Annotated in this window: 21 protein-coding genes; 5 read left to right on the top strand and 16 right to left on the bottom strand. The window is 68.5% G+C overall.

Going from position 1 to position 20634, the window contains the following annotated elements:
• Positions 1-114 precede the first annotated feature (114 nt).
• On the bottom strand, positions 115-909 hold the full coding sequence (locus QZM72_RS04450) for an aminoglycoside phosphotransferase family protein (protein ID WP_301737315.1): 795 nt from the start codon (positions 907-909) through the stop codon (positions 115-117).
• Between the two features lie 242 nt (positions 910-1151).
• On the opposite strand from QZM72_RS04450, the gene QZM72_RS04445 reads away from it, so the two are divergent.
• Positions 1152-3287 (top strand): penicillin-binding protein 1A, encoded by a 2136-nt coding sequence (locus QZM72_RS04445; protein ID WP_301737314.1) that lies wholly within the window; start codon positions 1152-1154, stop codon positions 3285-3287.
• A gap of 8 nt (positions 3288-3295) precedes the next feature.
• Positions 3296-3907 carry a trimeric intracellular cation channel family protein gene (locus QZM72_RS04440; protein ID WP_301737313.1) on the top strand — a complete coding sequence of 204 codons (612 nt, stop codon included), beginning with the start codon at positions 3296-3298 and terminating at the stop codon, positions 3905-3907.
• 31 nt (positions 3908-3938) lie between these two features.
• Here the strand turns inward: QZM72_RS04440 and QZM72_RS04435 are convergent, their stop codons facing one another.
• The 10 genes from QZM72_RS04435 to QZM72_RS04390 all read right to left on the bottom strand — a co-directional run bounded on the left by QZM72_RS04435 (position 3939) and on the right by QZM72_RS04390 (position 13488).
• On the bottom strand, positions 3939-4328 hold the full coding sequence (locus QZM72_RS04435) for a VOC family protein (protein WP_301737312.1): 390 nt from the start codon (positions 4326-4328) through the stop codon (positions 3939-3941).
• Positions 4329-4418: 90 nt separating this feature from the next.
• The gene (locus tag QZM72_RS04430) at positions 4419-5240 is read right to left on the bottom strand and encodes a heme ABC transporter ATP-binding protein (protein ID WP_301737311.1); all 822 of its coding nucleotides are present in this window, start codon (positions 5238-5240) and stop codon (positions 4419-4421) included.
• 19 nt (positions 5241-5259) lie between these two features.
• Complete coding sequence (locus QZM72_RS04425; protein ID WP_301737310.1) at positions 5260-6348, bottom strand: iron ABC transporter permease; 1089 nt, start codon at positions 6346-6348, stop codon at positions 5260-5262.
• A gap of 15 nt (positions 6349-6363) precedes the next feature.
• Positions 6364-7281: a hemin ABC transporter substrate-binding protein gene (locus tag QZM72_RS04420; protein ID WP_301737309.1), complete on the bottom strand. Its 918-nt coding sequence runs from the start codon at positions 7279-7281 to the stop codon at positions 6364-6366.
• The gene (locus QZM72_RS04415) at positions 7278-8369 is read right to left on the bottom strand and encodes a hemin-degrading factor (RefSeq protein ID WP_301737308.1); all 1092 of its coding nucleotides are present in this window, start codon (positions 8367-8369) and stop codon (positions 7278-7280) included. Before QZM72_RS04415 ends, QZM72_RS04420 begins: the two co-directional genes overlap by 4 nt.
• Before the next feature lie 49 nt (positions 8370-8418).
• Positions 8419-10692 carry a TonB-dependent hemoglobin/transferrin/lactoferrin family receptor gene (locus QZM72_RS04410; RefSeq protein ID WP_301737307.1) on the bottom strand — a complete coding sequence of 758 codons (2274 nt, stop codon included), beginning with the start codon at positions 10690-10692 and terminating at the stop codon, positions 8419-8421.
• Positions 10693-10924: 232 nt separating this feature from the next.
• On the bottom strand, positions 10925-11152 hold the full coding sequence (locus QZM72_RS04405) for a hypothetical protein (protein ID WP_006480384.1): 228 nt from the start codon (positions 11150-11152) through the stop codon (positions 10925-10927).
• A 186-nt stretch (positions 11153-11338) separates the two neighbouring features.
• Positions 11339-11722 carry a DUF6232 family protein gene (locus QZM72_RS04400; RefSeq protein WP_301737306.1) on the bottom strand — a complete coding sequence of 128 codons (384 nt, stop codon included), beginning with the start codon at positions 11720-11722 and terminating at the stop codon, positions 11339-11341.
• A gap of 124 nt (positions 11723-11846) precedes the next feature.
• The gene (locus QZM72_RS04395; RefSeq protein ID WP_011548992.1) at positions 11847-12107 is read right to left on the bottom strand and encodes a DUF2866 domain-containing protein; all 261 of its coding nucleotides are present in this window, start codon (positions 12105-12107) and stop codon (positions 11847-11849) included.
• A 220-nt stretch (positions 12108-12327) separates the two neighbouring features.
• Positions 12328-13488, bottom strand: a complete 1161-nt coding sequence (locus QZM72_RS04390) for a porin (RefSeq protein WP_089470738.1) — start codon at positions 13486-13488, stop codon at positions 12328-12330.
• A 309-nt stretch (positions 13489-13797) separates the two neighbouring features.
• Here QZM72_RS04390 and QZM72_RS04385 point away from each other — a divergent pair, with 309 nt between their 5' ends.
• Positions 13798-14604: a MetQ/NlpA family ABC transporter substrate-binding protein gene (locus tag QZM72_RS04385; RefSeq protein WP_089470737.1), complete on the top strand. Its 807-nt coding sequence runs from the start codon at positions 13798-13800 to the stop codon at positions 14602-14604.
• Between the two features lie 141 nt (positions 14605-14745).
• Here the strand turns inward: QZM72_RS04385 and QZM72_RS04380 are convergent, their stop codons facing one another.
• The 4 genes from QZM72_RS04380 to QZM72_RS04365 all read right to left on the bottom strand — a co-directional run bounded on the left by QZM72_RS04380 (position 14746) and on the right by QZM72_RS04365 (position 19022).
• A complete protein-coding gene (locus QZM72_RS04380) occupies positions 14746-15861 on the bottom strand; it encodes a succinylglutamate desuccinylase/aspartoacylase family protein (protein ID WP_089470736.1) in 1116 nt (371 codons plus the stop codon).
• A 223-nt stretch (positions 15862-16084) separates the two neighbouring features.
• A complete protein-coding gene (locus QZM72_RS04375) occupies positions 16085-16867 on the bottom strand; it encodes an ABC transporter substrate-binding protein (protein WP_301737305.1) in 783 nt (260 codons plus the stop codon).
• 226 nt (positions 16868-17093) lie between these two features.
• Positions 17094-18014, bottom strand: a complete 921-nt coding sequence (locus QZM72_RS04370; protein ID WP_050012143.1) for a LysR substrate-binding domain-containing protein — start codon at positions 18012-18014, stop codon at positions 17094-17096.
• Positions 18015-18074: 60 nt separating this feature from the next.
• Entirely contained in the window at positions 18075-19022 is a 948-nt protein-coding gene (locus QZM72_RS04365) for a GlxA family transcriptional regulator (RefSeq protein WP_301737304.1), read from the bottom strand.
• Between the two features lie 106 nt (positions 19023-19128).
• Here QZM72_RS04365 and QZM72_RS04360 point away from each other — a divergent pair, with 106 nt between their 5' ends.
• Entirely contained in the window at positions 19129-19437 is a 309-nt protein-coding gene (locus QZM72_RS04360) for a DUF3817 domain-containing protein (RefSeq protein WP_301737303.1), read from the top strand.
• The gene (locus QZM72_RS04355; protein ID WP_301737302.1) at positions 19434-19835 is read left to right on the top strand and encodes a CopD family protein; all 402 of its coding nucleotides are present in this window, start codon (positions 19434-19436) and stop codon (positions 19833-19835) included. The genes QZM72_RS04360 and QZM72_RS04355 overlap by 4 nt, the downstream gene beginning before the upstream one ends.
• A 10-nt stretch (positions 19836-19845) precedes the next feature.
• On the opposite strand, the gene QZM72_RS04350 is transcribed toward QZM72_RS04355, so the two are convergent.
• A complete protein-coding gene (locus QZM72_RS04350; protein ID WP_301737301.1) occupies positions 19846-20439 on the bottom strand; it encodes a hypothetical protein in 594 nt (197 codons plus the stop codon).
• Positions 20440-20634: the final 195 nt, after the last annotated feature.

The raw sequence follows: 20634 nt of genomic DNA, 5'->3' as shown, positions 1-20634 counted from the left end.
TGTCGGTGATCTAGTCGTATGGTCGAGTGTCTGAAACTGGCCGAATACCGGTGGTCTTCGCAACTTCCCTAGAACTCCGCGATGAACCTGTGTCTTCACGGCAGACGCATATCGCTACAGCCCGAGCGCTCTCGCCGCAAGCATCGCGACCTCCAGCCGCGTATCCGCCGGCAGCTCGTCCTCCATCAACCACACCGCCGATAGCCCCGACCACGCGAGCATCCATTGCAGCAACCGTCGCCGGTCGAGCCGCGCCGCATCCGCCACGAGCACGACGCGCCGCTCGAAACGCGCGGGATCGACCGCGATGTCATGCGCAGGATTGCAGAACAGATTCGCGTAATCGAACGTGCGCTCGCCGCGCAGTCCTTTCGGGTCGATCGCGCGCCAGCCGCGATCGCCGAAATGAAGGATGTTGCCGTGGTGAATGTCGCCATGCAGCACGACTTCGTCGACCGAAGGCCCGGCCAGCAACTGACGAGCGACCGCTGCCGAACGGCGCAGCGCATCATTGTCCGCATCGTTCGACAGCAGCGCGTAAAACCAGTCATGCAGCGGCACGAGCGGCGGCACCTGCGGCGCGTGATGCGCGTGCAACCGCGCGACGACCTCGCAGGCGATGCGCATCGTGTCGTCGTCGCGGCCCGCTGCCGACAACGCGGCGAGCGATGGCGCCGGCTGCGCGCGTTCGAGCAGGATCGCGTCGCCGTCGTGCTGCCACACCTGCGCGGCGCCTTGCCCGTTCCACCAGCGCATCAACGCATTGCCGCGCCGCTCTTCGTCACAAGTGGCGATTTTCAGCATCGCGGGCCGCGCGTGCCAGACGACCGGCAACAGGCCGCCGCTCGCGGTCAGGATTGGGCCGCCGTCGGGGACGAGGCCCCACAGGCCGAGGTATCGATCGAACATCCGACGATGGTACAAGCGAACCGGTTCACGTGCCCGGCCCGCTCGTCCGTGACGACATGCCGCAAACCCGTATACGCGGTGCGAGCGGGCGCCAAAGCGATTTCCTAAATAAAATTTAGCCAACCAAACTTTGGCTAAAGAATGTTCCGGTTTAGCGCCATCCCTTCGACAATGCGCGCCTTTCGTGACCGATCGGCGCCTGTCTCGCGCCGATCGTCGCGGCACTGAAGAAGGAGCCCGACATGACCGACCCCACCGCCAATCCGCCTCCGCAGCCCGCGCCGCCATCCGCACCACCGCGCCGCCGCGTATGGCGCACGCTCGCGGGCGCGCTGCTCGGCCTGGCGCTCGCGTGTGCCGGCATCGGCGCCTGGACGATCGATCGCATCTGGACGCAACTGCCGTCCGTCGAGCACCTGGCCGTCTATCGTCCCGCGCTGCCGCTGCGGATCTTCTCGCGCGACGGCGACCTGCTGGCCGAATACGGTGTCGAGCGGCGCGAGTTCGTGCCGCTCGAACGCATCCCGCCGCTGATGCGGCACGCGCTGCTCGCGGCCGAGGATGCGAAGTTCTACGAACACGGCCCGGTCGATGTCGGCGGCCTCGCGCGCGCGACGTTCGCGAACGTCGTGACGGGGCAGCCGGGGCAGGGCGGCAGCACGATCACGATGCAGGTCGCGCGCAACTTCTACCTGACGCGCGACAAGGTGCTGAGCCGCAAGCTCGCCGAGATCCTGATGGCGGCCAAGCTCGAACGCGCATACAGCAAGAACAAGCTGCTCGAGCTGTACATGAACGAGATCTATCTGGGCGAGCGCGCATACGGCTTCGCGGCCGCCGCGCACGTGTATTTCGGCAAGCCGCTCGACGCGCTGAGCGCGGGCGAGGCGGCCGTGCTCGCCGGGCTGCCGAAGGCGCCGTCCGCGTTCAACCCGGTCGTCAATCCGGCGCGCGCGACCGCACGGCGCAACTACGTGCTCGGCCGGATGCACGCGCTCGGCCAACTCGACGACGCGACGTATCGCGCGGCCGTCGACGCGCCGATCGCACTGGCGACCACGCCGCCGCCCGGCATCATCGCGGCGCCGTACGTCGCCGAGCGGGCGCGCCGGATGATGGTCGAGCGGTTTCATGACGACGCGTACACGCTCGGCCTCGACGTGACGACGACGATCTCGATGCGCGACCAGCGCGCGGCCGAGGCCGCGCTCGATCGCACGCTGAGCCGCCGGTCGCGCGCGACGCGCGATGCGCGCAACGGCCTCGAAGGCGCGCTCGTGTCGCTCGATGCGGCCACGGGCGACATGCTCGCGCTGGTCGGCGGCGCGGATTTCAATCGGAACGTGTTCGACCACGCGCTGCAGGCGTATCGGCAGCCGGGGTCGAGCTTCAAGCCGTTCGTCTATTCGGCGGCGCTGGAGAAGGGCTACTTTCCCGGCGTGCTCGTCGACGATACGCAACGCACGCTCACGCACGCGGAAACCGGCGCGCGGCCGTGGCGTCCGCGCAATTTCGGCAATCGCTACGAAGGCTTCATCCCGGTGCGGCGCGGCCTCGTGCGTTCGAAGAACCTGGTCGCGGTCAGCCTGATGCAGGCCGCCGACGCGCGCTACGTGCAGCAGCATGCGGTGCGCTTCGGCTTCGACGCGCAGCGCAATCCGGCGTCGCTGCCGCTCGCGCTCGGCGCGGGCGCCGTGACGCCGCTCGAACTCGCGAGCGCGTACAGCGTGTTCGCGAATGGCGGCACGCGCATGGAGCCGCGCCTGATCCTGTCGGTGAAGCAGCGTCACGGCGGCGCGATGTACGAGGCTACCGTGCCGGCGGGCGAGCGGGTCGTGTCGGCGCGCAATGCGTTCGTGATGGACAGCATGCTGCGCGACGTCGTGCGGGCCGGCACCGCGCGCGGCGCGCTCGCGCTCAAGCGTGACGATGCGGCCGGCAAGACGGGCACGTCGAACGGGTCGAAGGACGTCTGGTTCGCCGGCTATTCGTCGGGCGTCGTCGCGGTCGCGTGGCTCGGCTACGACACGCCGCGCCCGATGGGGCGCGCGACCGGCGCGACGCTCGCGCTGCCGGTCTGGCTCGACTACATGAAGACGGCCGTCGACGGGCGCACGCCGGTCGATGCGACGCCGCCGCAGGACGTCGCGCTCGTCGACGGCGATTTCGTCTACGCCGAATACACGCGCGGCACGTGCACGGCCGACGTGCCTGCGTATATCCGCAGCCGCTTCGCATGCAGCGGCGCGGCGGTCGGCGATACGCGGGATGCGCCTGACGCACCGGCAGGCGACGGCAAGCGCGACGAACCGATGCCTGCCGCAGTCGACGCGGCCGAGCGCGAACGCGTGCTCGACCTGTTCCGGACCGACGACTGACACGCGCCATGCATACGCTCTATCTGATTGCGATCGTCGCGGAAGCGATGTCGGGCGCGCTGATGAGCATGCGCCGCGGGATGGACCGTTTCGGGCTTGCGCTCGTCGGCGCGGTGACGGCGCTCGGCGGCGGTACCGTGCGCGACGTGTTGCTCGGCCACTATCCGCTCGGCTGGATCGCGCATCCCGAATACCTGGTGATCACGCTCGTCGCGGCGACCGTCGCGTCGTGGGCGGCGCGGCACGTCGCGCGGATGAAGACGCTGTTCGTCACCGTCGACGCGATCGGCCTCGCGGCGTTCACGATCATCGGCTGCGACATCGGCGCGTCGACCGGCACGGCGCCGATCATCGTCGTGCTGGCCGGCGCGATCACGGGCGTGTGCGGCGGGATGCTGCGTGACCTGCTGTGCAACGAGATGCCGCTGATCCTGCGCGAGGAACTGTATGCGAGCGTCGCGTTCGTCACGGGGGTGCTGTATGTCGGGATGCAGCATGTCGGCGTCGATGCGGGGTTCGCGACGCTCGTCGCGCTCGCGGCCGGCTTCTCGATGCGGATGCTCGCGGTGCGGCTCGGCTGGAAGATGCGGGCCTTCGGCGCGGCGGACGTCGAGCATTGAGCGTTCGTGCCGGAGGTTGCCGTGCCGGCATTCAATCCGGCTGCATCACCTGAAAGACGTTCCCTTCCGGATCGACGCCGTCGACCATCCGGTACGGGAAGCCGTCGTAGCGCTTGATATCGCGCACGGTCACGCCATCATGGGCGAGCCGGTCGCGATGCGCGTCGAGATCGGCATCGATCCTGAATACGAGTTTCATGTTGCCGGTGGCCGCGTGCGCGTTCGTGTTTGCCGATATGGCCGCATCACGGAACGCCGGGCCGGCCCGATGCAGTGCGAGTTCGATCGCGCCTGCGTCGAGCACGACCCATTCGCCGTCGATTTCCTCGATGACGGGCAGCGCGAAATGTCGTTGATAGAACGTCTTCAGCAATGCGACGTCGCGGACGTACAGGATGATGCGGGTCATCGGAAGCGACACGGAGGTTTCCTCGAAGGGAATAGACGAAAGATCTCGAGCGCAGGTCGCCATTGATGACAGCGCATGGCATCGATGCGATATATACACGCGCTACGCAGGCACCATCACCGGCGGCGTCCCGTCACCGGTTTCCACCATCCTTACCGCGAAGCCATAGCACCGCGCGATATGGGCGGGCGTCATCACGTCGCGCGGTACGCCCTGCGCGACGATCGTGCCGTCGGCGAGCATCGCGATCGTATCCGCGTGCCGCGCGGCGAGGTTCGGATCGTGGACGATCGCGAGCACGCCGATCTGCCATTCGCGCGCGACGGCGCGCACGGTGTCGAGCAGCCGGTGCTGGTGCGCGAGATCGAGCGCGGCGGTCGGTTCGTCGAGCAACAGGTAGCGCGGGCCGCTTTCCGTCGCGTCGTGGTCCGGCCACAGCTGCGCGAGGACGCGGGCGAACTGCACGCGCGCGAGTTCGCCGCCCGACAGCGTCGTGACGTCGCGGCCGACGAGCGCGTCGGCGCCCGCGCGTTCGAGCGCGCGCCACGCGATGTCGCGGTCGCGATGTGACGTGGCGCCGCTGTGCCGCGCATGCGGATAGCGGCCGAGCAGCACGATTTCGTCGACGCTGAACGGGAACGCCGGCTGCGCGGCCTGCGGCAGCACCGCGCGCAGGCACGCGAGCCGCGGTGCGTCGATGCGCGCGAGGGGTTCGCCGTTCAGCGTGACGTCGCCCGTCACGCGCACGCCGTTGGGCGTGACGTTGCCGGTCAGCTCGCCGGCGAAGGTTTTCAGCAGCGTGCTCTTGCCCGCGCCGTTGCGGCCGAGCAGCGCGGTCACGCGGCCGGGCTCGATCGACAGCGACAGGTCGCGCAGGATCGTGTCGTGCCGGCGGGCGACGTCGAGGTGGTGGGCAGTCAGCATGGTCGTCGTGAAGAAGGGATTACCCGCCGAGCGCGCCGCGGTTCTTCCACAGCAGCGCCAGGAAGAACGGCGCGCCGAGCAGCGCGGTCAGCACGCCGAGCGGAATGTCGGCGGGCGCGGCGAGCGTGCGCGCGGCGAGATCGGCGGCGAGCGTCAGCAACGCGCCGAGCAGCGCGGCGCCGGGCAGCACGATGCGCTGGTCCGGGCCGCACGCGAGCCGCACGCAATGCGGCGCGACGAGCCCGATGAAGCCGATGATGCCCGCGCACGACACGAGCGCGCCGACCGCGAGCGCGACCGCGACGAGCACGCGCCGCTTCAGTTGCTGCACGGGCACGCCGAGATGCAGCGCTTCGGTCTCGCCGAGCTGCAGCGCGTTCAGCGCATCGCGTTCGCGCACGAGCAGTACGCAGCCGAGCGCGACGCACGGCGCGACGGCCGCGAGCGTCGACCATTGCGCGCCGCCGAGGCTGCCGAGGCTCCAGAAGGTCAGCGAGCGCAGCTGCGCGTCGTCGGCGACGAACGTGAGCAGCCCGATCGCCGCGCCGACCAGTGCATTGATCGCGATACCGGCGAGCAACAGCAGCGGCAGCGCGAGCCGGCCGCGCGACGCGGCCAGCCGGTAGACGAGCGCCGCGACCGCGAGGCCGCCCGCGAACGCGGCAACCGGCAGCGCGGCCGCGCTCGCGTGCGCGGCAAAGAGCGCGGGGCCGAGCACGATCAGCGTGGTCGCGCCGAGCGCGGCGCCGCTCGACACGCCGACGAGCCCCGGATCGGCGAGCGGATTGCGGAACAGCGCCTGCATCGCGGCGCCGGTCGCGCCGAAGCCGCCGCCGACCAGCAGCGCGAGCACGACGCGCGGCGCGCGGATGTCGAGCAGCACCGCGCGCGCCTGTTGAGCGGCCGCGTCGCCGCTCAGCGCGGCCCACGCTTCCGCCAGCGGAATGCGGTACGCGCCGACGCACAGCGCGACGACGGACATCGCGCCCACCAGAACGGCGAGCGCGGCCAGGACCAACGGCGCGAAGCGGCGCGACGTACCGACGCGTGCGGCGCCGTCGCGCGAGGCGGACGACGGCGCGTTGAAGGGCGAAGCGTGAGCGGGCATCGGGTCGATCCGGAATCAGGCGAGCGCATCCGACAGGCGTCGATGCAGGGTCGTGACGGCGAGCGGCAGGCGCGGGCCGAAGCCGAGCAGGAACAGCGCGTCGAGCGACACGACGCGCCGCGCGCGGCCGGCCGGCGTCGCGCCGAAGCCCGGCGTCGCGAGCAGCGCGGCGTGGCCGCCGACGGCGGCCAGCCCCTCGTCGGAGATCAGCACGACGTCGGGCGCGGCCGCCGCGAGCGCCTCGGTCGTCAGCGGCTTGTAGTGCTCGAAGCCCTGCATCGCGTTGCGCGCGCCCGCGTAGCGGATCATCGCGTCGGCGGCCGTGCGCCGGCCCGCGACGAGCGCCTGGGCGCCGGTGTGGTTCAGCACGAACAGCACGCGCGGCGGCTGCGCGCCGCCGGGCACGCGCGCGGCGACCGCGTCGCGCGCGGCCTGCCAGTCGCGATCGAAGCGTTGCAGCAGCGCGGTGCCGGCATCGCGTACGTCGAGCGCCTGCGCGACGCCGGTGATCTTCGCGCGCACCGATTCGACGTCGTGGCGTTCGTCGAACGTCGTCACCGTGACGCCGGCGCCTTTCACTTGCGCGATCGCCGTCGGCGGGCCGGCTTCCGCCGAGGCCAGCACGAGATCGGGCCGCAGCGACAGCAGCCCTTCCGCCGACAGCGCGCGCTGGTAGCCGACCTTCGGCAGGCGCTTCGCGGCGTCGGGATACGTGCAGGTCGTGTCGGCGCCGACGAGCCGGTAACGCGGCGTCTCGGCGCCGCCGAGCGCGAACGCGGTTTCCGCCAGCGCGCCGCCGATCACGATCACGCGTGTCGGCGCGGCGGCCGCGGCCTGGGCGAGCACGCTGCTGGGCAGTGCGCCCGCGAGCGCGCCAGCCGCCGCGCCGGCCAGCAGCGACCGGCGGCGCGGATCGAACGACCGCGCGCTCACCGCGCGGCCCCGCGTGCGGCGGCCGGCAGCGTCGCGACGAGCGCGCGCCAGTCGTCGCGTTCGACCTTGCCGGGCTTGCGCTCGCCGAACAGCAGCGCGACGTGATCACCCTTCCGGTCGAACAGTTCGAGCGACGTGACGATGCCGTCGCTCGTCGGCTTCTTCACGACCCATGCGGCGGCGATCAGGTCCTCGCGCACATGCAGGTTGAAGCCCGGATCGAGGACGTTGATCCACGCGCCGACCTCGCGTACGTTCGCGACGGGGCCCGTATGGATCTGGATCATCCCCGCGTTGCCGACGAACACCATGATCGGCTGGCCGCTTTTCGCGGTGTGTTCGAGCACGTGGCGCAACGCATGCGCGGTTTCGACCGGATACGCGTAGTGCGGATCGGCGAGGCGCAGCGCCTGCATGCGGCTCACGCCGAAGCGCTGCGTGATGCCGAAGAACTGGTGGGTGTCGGTCATCGCGTCCCACGCGGCGCGAAAGCCCGCGACGTCGATGTCGCTATCGGCGCGCTCGGGTTTTTTCGGCGCAGAGGGCGCGACCTCGAGGCCCGGCTCCTGCGATGGCGCCCGCCAGCGTTCGACGAACGCGTCGTATGCGGCGTGATCGCTGTGCGCGCGCAGATAGACCTTGTGGATCGCATGGCCCTGCGCATCGAAGAACTGCAGGCTCTTCAGCGGGCCGTGCGCGGTCTCGTCGCGCACCGCGAACGCCGACACCCAGTGACGATAGAAGATGCGCAGGTCGATGTCGCCGAGCGCGAGGCCGACCGGGCCGTCGTGGCTCATCTGCGCGTATTCGCCGTCCTTTTCGTGGACGGCCGTGTCGTTGCGCGTCAGCGCCATCACGCGGCCGAGGCGCGGCATTTCCTCGAACATCGCCGGAAAGCGCGCGTCGAGCCGAACGACGTGCTCGCCGACGAACGCGGCGAGCGCCTCGCCTTCGCTGACGCCGAGCGCCTGCGCGACGTCGCGGTTGCGTAGCTGGCGCTCGGTCTTGAGCTTGACGAACGCATCGCGCAGCGCGGCGGCCGCGCGGGCCGGCGTGGCCGATTGACCGGGAAGGGCGGATTGCATCATGTCGGACTCCTTCGAGTAACGGTTGGGGTGGGCGCGCGGGCGACGCGCATCAGAAATCCACTTTCATGCTGACGGCGACCGTGCGGCCGGGCGACGAATACGCGTCGAGCACCTGCGAATCGGCCGCGATGCCGCGCACGTCCGACCAGTTCCAGTACTTGCGGTCGAACAGGTTGCGGATGCCGATGGTCGCGCTCACGTGCTTGTTGAAGCGGTAGCCGCCGCGCAGGTCGACGACGAACGACGACGGCGGCGTGAAGCACGCCTTGTTCGAACAGTCGGACTTGTCGACGTCCTTGTCGCGTTTGGCGGCCTGGAACAGCAGGTCGCCCTGCACGAACCAGCGTTCGCTCGGTTCGTAGCGCACGCCGAACACGGCCGAGAACGGGTTCACGGTGTTGAGCGGCTGGCTGGCCGCGCCGTCGTTCTGCGTCGAGCCTTTCGTGAACGCCATCGCCGTCTTCAGCGTGATGCCGTTCGGCATCACCCACTCGGCGCGGCCTTCGAGGCCGTGGATGCGTGCGTCGGCGAAGTTCACGTACTGGAACACGAACGGGTCGACCGGCCGGCCGCTGCCGGCGATCGTCGTGCGCGAGATGAAGTTGCGGTAGCGGCCGGTGAACGCGGCCGCGCTGTAGCGCACGACGCCGTAGCCGGTGCCGGCCTTGCCGCGCAGGCCGGCTTCGAACGTGTCGCTGGTTTCGGGCTTCAGGTTCGGATTGCCGATCGACGTGTAGCCGTACACCGGATTCGAGAAGCTGCTGTTCACCTGGTCGGGCGTCGGCGCACGGAAGCCGTGCGCGTACTGCACGTACGGAATGACGGCGGGCGTGATCTCGTAGAGCACGGCGACGCGCGGCGACAGTTCGTTCGCGCTCGTCGATACGGCCTTGCCGGTGAACAGCGGATCGTTTTCGGTCGGGCTCAGCCGGTACGTGTCGAAGCGCAGGCCCGGCGTGACGAGCAGGCGGCCGTAGCCGATCTGGTCCTGCACGAACGCGCCGAACAGCGTGTAGTCGGTGTCGGGAAACGCCTTGTTCGGGAACGCTTCGCCGACGCCGGGCACCGTGCCGTCGCGCAGGTTCGTCACGCGTGACAGGCTGCCGTCCACGCCGTAGAGCAGCTTGTGCGCGAGCGGACCCGTCGCGAAGCCGCTTTCGGCGAACGCGGAACCGCCGAACGTGCGTTCCTTGTACTGGTTGTCGCGCGAGCGCGAAGCCGCCCGGCCGCGCGTCTCGAATGCGTACTGATCCTGCTTCGCGTCCTGGTAGTAGAACTGCACGTGCGCGGTCTGGAACCAGCGGAACGCGTCGTCGCGGAAGTCGTAGTCGACGCTGAAGCGATCGCGCTCGAGCCGGTCGTTCGTCGTGAGGCCGAGCGTGGCCGGCGCGTTGATCGCCGACAGCACGTCGGTGTTCACGCGCCGTTGCACCGTTTCGGCGGTGAACTTGATCGTGTCGCGCGTGGTGGGTGTCAGCACGAGTTTGCCGAGCAGCGATTCCGAATACACGTCCTGCGGGTTCGACGTCGTGCGCAGCGTGCTCGCCGAGTTGTTGCTGCCGCGCGTGTCGACTTCGTGACCGCGCCGGCCGTCGGCGATGATCATCCCCTGGGTGCGGTCGTTGCCGCCGGCGGCCGACACGGTCGCGCCGATGCTGCGATCGGTCGAGTCGTAGCTCGGCCGGAACGAGAAGTAGTAGGGCTTTCCGTAGATCGACAGCAGGTCGCGCGGATCCTTCGTGATGAAGTTCACCGCGCCGGTCAGGCCGTCGCTGCCGTACAGCGCCGACGCCGGCCCGCGCAGGATCTCGATGCGCTTGAGCGTGTCGAGATCGGCGTAGTCGCCGCGGCCTGCTTCGAGCGGCCCGAACGAAAACGCGTTCGGCAGGCGGATGCCGTCTTCCATCAGCAGCACGCGATTGCCTTCGAGGCCGCGGATGTTGATGCTCGAATCGCCGTCGCGGCCGCCGCCGAGCGCGGCGCTGCCGGGCCGGTACGCGGTGCGGCGCACCGTGATGCCCGGCTCGTAGCGCAGCGCGTCCTTGATGTTGGTGGCCTGCTGTTCTTCGAGATCCTCGTCGGGGATCACCGACACGGATGCCGCCGTGCGGCTCGCCGCGGTGGCGGTGCGGGTGGCCGTGACGGTGACGGGGTCGAGCAGCGCCGCCTCGCCGCGCACGGACGCGGCGGCGGTGGTCAGGACGGCGGAAGGCGGGGTGGCGCCTTGCGGCGACGAATCGGCGTGAGCCGGGGCAGCGGACAGGCCGAACGCGCCGAACAGCGCGGCACAGATCGGCCGCCGCGCCAGCGTATAGCAATGCACAGGTGGTCTCCCATTGACGATAACAAGCCCGAAGGCTGGCTGGGCGACGCGTTCACCTGGCTGGCCCGGTTGCGCGCGACGTGCGGCAACCGGCGATTTGAAAGGCAACTGACAACCTTGCCAGTGTAAATGAGAATTATTATCAATACAAGGACACCAAGCCGCGCATGCGAGTGAGCGCTCGCCTGCGCGGCTCGCGCGAGCCGTGGCGCGAATTTGAGAGAAACGGGCGCTAAGCCAGCGCTTCGATGCGAATCAGCAGATTGCGCGCATGCGCGATGAACGCGTCGTGCGTGGCGCGATCGCCGTGGCTTTCGATGCCGGCCTGTTCGGCGAATGCGATCTGTTCGGTGTAGAGCTCGACGAGCGCGCGGCGTGTGTCAGGGGGAAGCGCGCGGATCATCGACACGATCAGCAGTTCCTGCGCGCGAAGCATGCCGGACAGCGATTGAGCGTTCATGCTGGCCTCCTCGGACGATGCGGCGGCGAGCCGCTCTTCCCATACTAGGCGGTCGGCGTCCGCCGTGGAGGCGAGGTGCGTGCCGACGGTGCATGGCATGCGATTCGTCGGGAAGGGTGCGCGCGCCGACGCTCGCCGCGGGCACGCGGCAAGCGCGAATCGGAGCGTGCATGAACGCGAATGGAATCAGCCGGCGGCGGTGGCGGACTGCGCGTCGCGCACGACCTGCGCGACGCGTCCGACGAACGCGGCGTCGACGCTCGACAGCGCTTCGCGCGTGCCGTCGGGCATCTCGACCATCAGCCGATACGTGACGTCCTGCGTGGTCCACGCGAGATAGCCGACGACGACGAGCATCACGCCGACCACCAGCGCGGCGCTCGATGCGCCGATGCCGCCCGCGACGGCGACGGCCGCGCCGATCAGCGAGATCAGCGACGGCACGAGACGGTTTTTCGGAATCTTGACGACATCGACCTGGCGGATGTCACGCAGCGCGAATACCTGCCCGGCGGCCGACAGGCCGTTGCGCGTGACCATGACGCCACGTTCGTTGAATGCGTTTTCCATCGTGTGTGACGTGGACGAAAACGCGCAGCGTAGCAGGTTTCGTTGCCGCGTCAAACGAGACCGACTGCCGCACGACGCGTGCGGCGCGGCCGGCAGACGGGAAGCGGATGGCGCGTCAACGCGTTCAGAACTGCAGCCGGCCGTCGCCGTAAAGCCGGCCCGGCACGTGCGACGCGACCACCTCGGCGATCTCTTCGTCGGTCGATTCGGCCGGCACGATCTGGCGCCGCGCGGGCGCGTCGAGATGCATCGTCCATTCGACGAGACGATACGGACGGCCCCAGGGCCGCTGCATTTCCACCGAGACGCGGCAACTCTGGACCGGCAGCGAGTGTTGGCACGTCAGAATCGCGTGCAGATGGCTGAAAACGGTATCTTCGATCATCGTGGCCTCCGATCCTGTCTTGTGAGCAGTTGATGGCGGTGCCGTAGGGGGTCTCAAAAAAAAAGCCGCCGATGCTCAGGCGGCCAACAGGGGGGGTGTAAGCATCGTCTCAGCCCAGAATTAAGCGAAACTTAAAAGCTCATAAAAAAGCGCCCCGCGTGAAGCGGGGCGCTGCGTGCCGTCCTGATCCGCGCGTGATGCGGCCAGTTAAGCGGATGCTTTAGAACTTGTGACGGATACCGACGCGAGCAGCCAGCTGGTTCGACGAACCGTTGCCCGACGTGTTGAAGTAGCTCGTGCTCGAACCGATCTGCGCCTGCACGTTGTTGCCCGATGCCTTCTGGTAGACGACCAGGCCGTACACGTCCGTACGCTTGCTGAGCGCGTAGTCGAGGCCCACGTTGCCCTGGTTCCAGTGCGCCGAGCTGCCGCTTTGCGTCGCGTTCGTGTACGTGTAGCCCGCTGCCGCCGACAGCGCCGGCGTGAACGCATACTTCACGCCTGCTTCGTAGGCGTTGTAGAACGTGCCCGATGCGCCGGCCGCGATCGGGGTGAACTGCGTGCGCGTCCAGAGCAGCCATGCCGTTGCCGGGCCGAAGACATAACGGCCGCCGACGCCATACGTGCGCAGGTCGCGGATGTTCGTCAGCGCGAGGTTCGCGATCGACGTCGAGAAGGCCGGCGTCGACTGGCTCGGGAAGCGGATGTCCGTGTAAGCGGCGCCGAGGGCGAACGGGCCGTTCGCGTAGTTCAGGCCGAAGCTGTATGCACGCGACGAGCCCGGCGTCGTCGTGGTGCCCGTCGTCGTCGACGGTGCGCCGGCGAAGTCGGTCGAGTTCGAGAAGCCGTACAACGCGCCGAACGTGAAGCCCGAGTAGTTCGCGCTCTGGAACTTCACCGCGTTGTTGATGCGGCTCGACGTCAGCTGGTCGATGTCGTTCACGTGGTAAGCGTAGTTACCCGCGACCGTGTTGCCGCCCGTCGAGTAGTTCGAGCCGAGGATGTCGGTCGAGAACGAGTACTGACGGCCGAACGTGACCGTGCCGTATTGCGCCTGGCTCAGGCCGACGTAAGCCTGGCGGCCGAAGATCGCGCCGCCTTGGCCGAGCGTGCCGTTGCCGCTGTTGAAGCCGTTTTCGAGCACGAAGATCGCCTTCAGGCCGCCACCGAGGTCTTCGGTGCCGCGCAGGCCCCAACGGCTGCCCTGGGCCACGCCGTCGTCGTACTTGAACAGCTTGCCGCTGCCGCCGTTGGCGGTCTTGCTGTGGTTCACGTAGCTGATACCGGCATCGATGACGCCGTACAGGGTCACGCTGCTTTGTGCGTGCGCGGTGCCGGCCGTTGCTGCCAGGGCGGCGATGGTCAACAGTTTCTTGTTCAAAGGATTCTCCGAGCGAATGAATGGCGTGTCCAGTTGCGGTTCCGGCGCTCTCTACGGGCGCTTTCACGGACCGGCGCAACTTTATCGGCGGGCCACGTAATGAATATGACAGCGCCTGTCATATGAAGAATGTGTGGTGCCGATGCGACATCGAATTCTGCCCGGGTTGTACATCCGGGGTTATACCGAATTCGCCAGTCGTTCGATCCCGAACCGGAATATGCACATGAAATAAGCTTGGTTTGCCGTGTCCGCGCCCCCTGCCACGATCCGTCCTCCAACAAACGACATGGGACAAGAGGACACCACATGCGACGTTCGATCCTGACCGGCCTCGGCGCGCTCGCCGCCGCGCTGGCATTCGCCGCGCCCGGCGCGCACGCCGACTCGCAAACGCTGAAGATCGGCACGATGAGCGGCCCCGACGCGCAAATCTGGACCGAGGTGACGAAGGTCGCCGCGCGCGAAGGCCTCGCGATCAAGGTCATCGAATTCAACGACTACGTGCAGCCGAACGCGGCGCTCGACGCCGGCGATCTCGATGCGAACGGCTTCCAGCACCAGCCGTTCCTCGACAGCCAGATCAAGCAGCGCGGCTACAAGATCGTCAACGTCGGGCTCACCTATACCGCGCCGATGGGTTTCTATTCGAAGAAGCTCAAGTCGCTGAAGGATTTGCCGGTTGGCGCGAAGGTCGGGATCCAGAACGATCCGTCGAACGGCAACCGCGCGCTGTTGTTGCTGCAGAAGTACGGGGTGATCAAGCTGAAGGCCGGCGTCGGTGCGAACGGCGTGAACGCGACGCCGCTCGACATCGCCGAGAACCCGAAGAAGATCAAGATCGTCGAGCTCGATTCCGCGCAGTTGCCGCGCGCACTGCCCGATGTCGACGCCGCGTCGATCAACACCGACTACGCGGTCAAGGCCGGGCTCACGCCGGTGAAGGATGCGATCGCGATCGAGGACCTGCGCGGGCCGTACGCGAACCTGATCGCGGTGCGTGCGCAGGACAAGGACAAGCCGTGGGTGAAGAAGCTCGTCGCGGCCTATGAATCGGACGACGTGCGCAAGTTCATCGACCGGAAGTTCGGCGGTGCGATCGTGCCGGCGTTCTGAACGTCCTTCGCGCGCAGCGCGCCGGCGGCGAAGCATCGGCTGCCGACGCGCGCTCCGGAAAGCAAATCGCCCGCGCAAGCGGGCGATTTCGTTTGATGCAGCCGATGGCGCGCGATGGGCGCGGCGGCCCGGCGCGCAGCCTCAGGCCGACAGCAGCGAACCGGTGCGGATCGCGGTCGCGCCGGCGATGCGCGCGACTTCCATGCCGGCCGTCGCGAAGCGCACGATCTGGCGCGCGTACAGCACGCCCGACACGCTGCTCTTCAGCGTGACGACGCGATCGGTCAGCGGATCGACGATGTCGGCCACGGCCTGGCCGGCCTCGATCATCGCGCCGACCGGCGTGCGGAACACGATCACGCCCGACACCGGCGCGACGAGCGGATCGGTGCCCGCGAGCGGCGTGGCCGGATGCGCGAGCGGCGGCAGCGGCGCCGGCGTGCCTTCGACGATGCCGCGCTCGGTCAGGTATTCGACGATCGCCTGCGCGTCCTTTTCCGCGAACTCGTACGACACGTCGCGTTCGCTGCGCAGTTCCACCGTGACGGAAATCGCGCCGTTCGGGATCGGGAAGCGGTCGCCGAAGCGGTTGCGCAGATCCGACCAGCAGAAGCTGTGGATTTCGTCGAACGGGTTGCCGACCGAATTCAGCGCGAGCAGCGACGCCTTGGCATCGAGATAGCGCGCCAGCGGCTCGACGTCCGCCCACAGATCGGGATTCGTGTAGAGGTGCATCACCGCGTCGCTGTCGCAGTGGAGGTCGAGCACGATATCGGCGTCGAACGACAGCTTCTGCAGCGCGAGGCGCTGCGAGTCGAGTTCGGTGCGCGGCTTCTGTTCGTCGAGCGCTTCGCGCATCGCGGCGCGTACGACGGCGAGATTGCGTTGCGCGTCGTTCGCGAGGCGGCTTTCGACACGCGGCAGCACGAGCGCCGCGAGATCGTAGAAATTGCGGTTGAAGTTCTGCATCGAGCCGAGCTCGAAGCGGCCGAGATGATCGCCGAACACGTGTTGCGACAGGCCGATCGGATTGGGCACGGGCACGATGACGACTTCGCCTTGCAGCTTGCCGGCCGTCTCGAGCGCGGCGATCTTGCGACGCAGCAGCGTGGCGACCAGCATGCCGGGCAGCTCGTCCGCATGCAGCGACGACTGGATGTAGACCTTCTTTCCGCCGCGCGGGCCGTAGTGGAAGCTGGTGATCTGGCGTTCGGTGCCGACGGCGGGGGAAATCAGCGGATGGGTCTGCGTTTGCATGGTGAGGAGAGTGCGGCGCAGCCGCGAATGATCCGTGTGCGTGGAAGATCGATTGTACGTTGCCTTCCTCGCCGCCATCAAACCGGTGCCGGAGCGCGCGGATTTCCGTTGAGAATCATCGGGTTGGCGCGAAAAAAATAACGTCGCCCGCGCCGCGCGCAAAAAAACGGGCTCCTCGCGGAGCCCGTTCCCGTCGCGCCGAATCGCGCGTCGTTCAGCCGGATTACTTGCCGTAGACGTCGAAATCGAAGTACTTCTTCGCGATCTTGTCGTACGTGCCGTCCTTGCGCATGCCGGCGATCGCGCCGTCGATCTTCGTCTTCAGGTCGGTGTCTTCCTTGCGCAGGCCGATACCGGCGCCTTCGCCGAGCGTCTTCGGATCGTCGAGGTCCTTGCCGGCGAAGTCGAAGTTCGCGCCGCGCGGCGTCTTCAGGAAGCCGATCTCGGCTTGCACGGCGTCCTGCAGCGTGCCGTCCAGACGGCCGGAGATCAGGTCGGCGTAGACCTGGTCCTGGTTCTGGTAAGGCACGACGTTCACGCCCTTCGGCGCCCAGTACGTCTTCGCGTAGGTTTCCTGGATCGTGCCCTGCTCGACGCCGATCGACTTGCCCTTCAGCGATTCGGCCGTCGGCTGCAGGTTCGCGCCCTTCTTCGTGACCAGACGCGTCGGCGTGTTGAACAGCTTCGCCGAGAACGCGATCTGCTCGGCGCGCGCCGGCGTCATCGACATCGACGACAGCACGCCGTCGAACTTGCGGGCCTTCAGCGCCGGGATCATCCCGTCGAAGTCGTTTTCGATCCACACGCACTTCGCGTGGATGCGGCGGCAGATCTCGTTGCCGAGATCGACGTCGAAGCCGACCACCTTGCCGTCGGCGCCTTTCGATTCGAAAGGCGGGTAGCTTGCGTCGACGCCGAACCGCACGGTCGTCCAGTCCTTCGCGTATGCCGTGCCGGCCGATACGGCGAGCAGGGCCACGGTCACAGCCGCAAGAATTTTTTTCACTCGGTGACTCCTCGTTTTGTTCGATGGGTGCGCGGTTGTGCCGCGCCGTAAGCTTTCGGCCCGCCGCGGCTTCGCGTCGGACAGTCCGTTTCGCCCGCCCGATGGGGGCGCGCGACGTGCGGAAGATTATCAAGACAAAATACCGGCGGGGCGCCTAGGACAAGCCCCGATACCGGGCCCGGCGGCGGCGCGTCGGACGCACCGCCGTTTCACACACAGGAACGATTCAGCCGAGCGTTTCGTTGACCGCGCGTTGCAGGCACGTGGCGAAATGCGACACGGCGGGCGTGGGCAGCAGGTCGCGCCGCGCGATGATCGACAGGTCGAAGCGCGGCATGCTTTCGTCGAGTTCGGCCGTGCGGATGCCGAGCGGCGCGACCATCGCGGCGAGCGGGCGCGTGAAGCAGCCGATCACGTCCGAGCGCGCGACGAGCCCCAGCGTCACCGCGAACGACATCGGCGAGCGCAGCAAACGCTTCGGCAGCGGCAGCCCGTGCGCCTCGAACATCCCCACCATCACGCTGTGCGGAAACTGCTCGGCGCCGACGGTGACGATCCACTCGGCGTCGAGCAGTTCCTCTAACCGGCGCGCGTGCGCGAGCGGATGACCGTCGCGCATCACGATCGTGAATTCGGTCGACAGCAGCGGCAATTGCGTGAAATCGCGGTCGAGCGCGGGCACGTGGTGCATCGCAGCGATGTCGAGCGTGCCGTTGCGCAACTGCGCGAGCGCGTCCGGCACCGTCACTTCCTCCAGATGCAGGCTGACGTTCGGCATCGAGCGGCGAAACGCCGTCACCGCGTGCGGCAACGCGGTGAGCGCGATCGACGGCATCGTGCCGACCGCGACGCGGCCCGACATCTCGCCTTTCACCTGCTCGACGGCCTCGACGGTGCGGCGGACGTCGCCGAGCAACTGCTCGGCGCGCGGCAGCAGCGCCTCGCCGCAGGCGGTCAGCTCGACGCCGCGCACGCTGCGAACGAGCAGTTCCGCGTTGAGTGCGGTTTCGAGTTCGCGGATCGTGTGCGTGATCGCCGGCTGCGTGACGCCGAGCTCGCGCGCGGCGGCGCGCAGGCTCTTCAGGTGCGCCGCGGAGACGAAAGCCTGGAGCTGCGCGATGTTCAGGGGATTGCGGATGCGGGTCATCGGTCGGGTCCGGTTGGCGCGAAAGGGGGGGGCGGGTTCAGGTGGCAAGCCCGATGAGGGTCATGCGTCGGCGCGCGCGCGGAACGCCTGACGGTAGCGCTGCGGCGACGTGCCGACGATGCGCGCGAAGCGCTCGCGAAACGCGGTGACCGAGCCGAACCCGGCTTCCGTCGCCACGTGTTCGATCGACAGCCCGGTCACCTCCAGCAACTGCTGCGCATGCCGGACGCGCGCGGTCTGCAGCCATTGAACCGGCGACGTGCCCGTCTGCTCCTGGAAGCGCCGCGTCAGCGTGCGCACGCTCGTCGACGCCTTGCGCGCGATCGCGTCGAGCGTCAGCGGCTCGCGCAGGTTCGCGTGCAGCCAGTCCATCAGGTCGTGCAGCCCGTCGCCGCCGGCCGGCCATTCGGGCGCGATGAACTGCGCCTGCCCGCCTTCGCGCACGCGCGGCGCCACCGCGTTGCGGGCGGCTTCGACGGCGACCGCCGCGCCGTAGTCGGCCTGGATCATGTGCAGGCACAGATCGAGGCCGGCCGCCGCGCCGGCCGAGGTCAGGATCCGGCCGTTGTCGACGAACAGCACGTTCGGGTCGACGTCGACGGTCGGATAGCGGCGCGCGAGTTCGGCGGCCGCGAGCCAGTGCGTCGTCGCACGCAGGCCGTCGAGCAGCCCGGCTTCCGCGAGCACGAACGCGCCGCTGCAGATCGACGCGATCCGGCGCCCGCGCGCGGCCGCCGCGCGCAGCGCGTCGAGCACGCGGCGCGACGTCGGCGCGAGCGGCGCCGACGTGCCGGGGACCATGATCGTGTCGGCGTCGGCCAGCGCGTCGAGGCGAAACGGCGGGCGCAGCTCGAACAGTTCGCCGCCGACGCGCGGCAGCTCGCTGCACACGCGTACGCGGTACGCCGGTTCGACATGGGACGCCCGCACGCGCACGAACGTGTCGCAGGCGACGCCCAGATCGAACGGGACGACATCGGGCAACGCAAGAACGGCGACCGTGTGCATGATGGGTGCGGCCGTGGCCAGAATCCGTTGAAAGATGTCATTCTAGCCAATGGCCCGGACCGGCACCACACGCGACAATCGCGGCGGACCCCCTGGAGGCCTGCCGATGAAACAAGACGACCGCAACGCGTTGCGGAACCTGCAATACCTGTCGCTGCTGGAGGCGACCATGCTCGTCGCGCTGGTGTGCGTGGCCGTGCCGCTCAAGCATCTGGCCGGCTATCCGGTGGCGGTATCGATCATGGGCCCGGTTCACGGCATCGCATTCGCGATGTACGTGTGGGCGGTGGTCGGCACCGCGTCGAGCGGGCTGTGGAGCAAGGGCGAGGTCGCGCGGCTCGTGCTGTCGGCCGTCGTGCCGTTCGCGGGGCTGGCGAGCGCCGGCTGGATCGCGCGCCGGCGGCACGCGCAATGATCTACCTGGTGCTGAAGGCCGTGCATCTGGCGGCCGTCGTCACGTTCGTCGGCGGGTTGCTGCTGTCGTCCGTCGCGGTGCGTATTGCGAACCTCGCCGTGCATCGCGCGGTGCGACGCTGGGATCGCATGGTGACGGCGCCCGCGCTCGCGATCGTCTGGATCGCCGGCATCGCGCTCGCGATGAGCGGTCACTGGTTCGGCGCCGCGTGGCTGTCGGTGAAGCTTGTGATCGTCGTCGCGCTGTCGGTGCTGCACGGGATTCTGGCCGGCACGCTGCGGCGCATGGAGCGCGACGATCTCGTGATCGCGCCGGTTCCGTGGCTCGGACACGCGGCGGGCGCGGTGATCGTCGCGATGGCGCTCGTCGTCGGGCTGGCCGTGATCAAGCCGTTCTGACGCGGCGCGTTCAGGCGAGCGCCATCTCGACCGCCGCCAGCGTGCGACGCCGGATGCAGCCGCTGCCCAGCCGGATCGCGAGCCAGTACGGCGTGAACAGCCAGCGCGTGCGCGCGCTCGGGCAATGGACGAAGGTTTCGGTGCGCAGGATGTGCGCGCCCGACGCGAGCCCGACGACCTCGAACCGGAGCACCAGCTTCGCGTCGCGCGGATCGTCGTGGCGGATGAAGGCGTCGGCATCGGCGACGGGGCGCACGTCGGGCGTCGGGCGCCAGAAGCGGCCGACGAGACCGAGCGACAGCGACGTGTCGTCGCGATGCAGCGGGGTGAAGGTGTCGAAACCGAAGCGCGCGCGTTCGGGCCGTCGCGGCGCGTGGCGCAGCGCGCCGGCGACGGCTGCCGGGAATTCGCGCACCGTCAGCAGCGTGTCGATGACGGGATCGGCGCGCATGTCGAGCGATGCGACGACATCGATGATGGATGCGGGCGGCGCGTCGATCGGCTGCGATTCATGCACTTCGTGGAAGCCGAACGACGGAATGAACGGCGGCTTGCGCGCCGAGGCCCGGGTGCTCGATTCGGAGACGATGCCAAGGGGGTTCATCGCGACTCCTGAAGGGGCAAAACGCGATCGTAGCACCGCGCGCGAATCGGCGTCGCGCCGTTTTCGCGCAACGCGTCGCGCGGCGGCGCACCGATAAAAAAAGCCTGGAAACTCGCGTTCCCAGGCGGCAGACCATCGACGACGATGGTGGAGGAGACGGTGTCGTCCCGATGCGCGCCGCCCTTCTGCAGGCGA

It is taken from the genome of Burkholderia sp. AU45388, from assembly GCF_030481585.1.
GTDB lineage: Bacteria > Pseudomonadota > Gammaproteobacteria > Burkholderiales > Burkholderiaceae > Burkholderia > Burkholderia sola.
This window is presented reverse-complemented; position numbering and strand designations above follow the sequence as displayed.

Bases quoted from the DNA above. Each gene is read 5' to 3' on its own strand.
- QZM72_RS04360 (WP_301737303.1), top strand. From the start codon at position 19,129: ATGAAACAAGACGACCGCAACGCGTTGCGGAACCTGCAATACCTGTCG.
- QZM72_RS04415 (WP_301737308.1), bottom strand. From the start codon at position 8,369: ATGATGCAATCCGCCCTTCCCGGTCAATCGGCCACGCCGGCCCGCGCG.
- QZM72_RS04400 (WP_301737306.1), bottom strand. From the start codon at position 11,722: ATGGAAAACGCATTCAACGAACGTGGCGTCATGGTCACGCGCAACGGC.
- QZM72_RS04405 (WP_006480384.1), bottom strand. From the start codon at position 11,152: ATGAACGCTCAATCGCTGTCCGGCATGCTTCGCGCGCAGGAACTGCTG.
- QZM72_RS04450 (WP_301737315.1), bottom strand. From the start codon at position 909: ATGTTCGATCGATACCTCGGCCTGTGGGGCCTCGTCCCCGACGGCGGC.
- QZM72_RS04355 (WP_301737302.1), top strand. From the start codon at position 19,434: ATGATCTACCTGGTGCTGAAGGCCGTGCATCTGGCGGCCGTCGTCACG.
- QZM72_RS04385 (WP_089470737.1), top strand. From the start codon at position 13,798: ATGCGACGTTCGATCCTGACCGGCCTCGGCGCGCTCGCCGCCGCGCTG.
- QZM72_RS04365 (WP_301737304.1), bottom strand. From the start codon at position 19,022: ATGCACACGGTCGCCGTTCTTGCGTTGCCCGATGTCGTCCCGTTCGAT.
- QZM72_RS04430 (WP_301737311.1), bottom strand. From the start codon at position 5,240: ATGCTGACTGCCCACCACCTCGACGTCGCCCGCCGGCACGACACGATC.
- QZM72_RS04350 (WP_301737301.1), bottom strand. From the start codon at position 20,439: ATGAACCCCCTTGGCATCGTCTCCGAATCGAGCACCCGGGCCTCGGCG.
- QZM72_RS04445 (WP_301737314.1), top strand. From the start codon at position 1,152: ATGACCGACCCCACCGCCAATCCGCCTCCGCAGCCCGCGCCGCCATCC.
- QZM72_RS04440 (WP_301737313.1), top strand. From the start codon at position 3,296: ATGCATACGCTCTATCTGATTGCGATCGTCGCGGAAGCGATGTCGGGC.
- QZM72_RS04425 (WP_301737310.1), bottom strand. From the start codon at position 6,348: ATGCCCGCTCACGCTTCGCCCTTCAACGCGCCGTCGTCCGCCTCGCGC.
- QZM72_RS04370 (WP_050012143.1), bottom strand. From the start codon at position 18,014: ATGACCCGCATCCGCAATCCCCTGAACATCGCGCAGCTCCAGGCTTTC.
- QZM72_RS04380 (WP_089470736.1), bottom strand. From the start codon at position 15,861: ATGCAAACGCAGACCCATCCGCTGATTTCCCCCGCCGTCGGCACCGAA.
- QZM72_RS04395 (WP_011548992.1), bottom strand. From the start codon at position 12,107: ATGATCGAAGATACCGTTTTCAGCCATCTGCACGCGATTCTGACGTGC.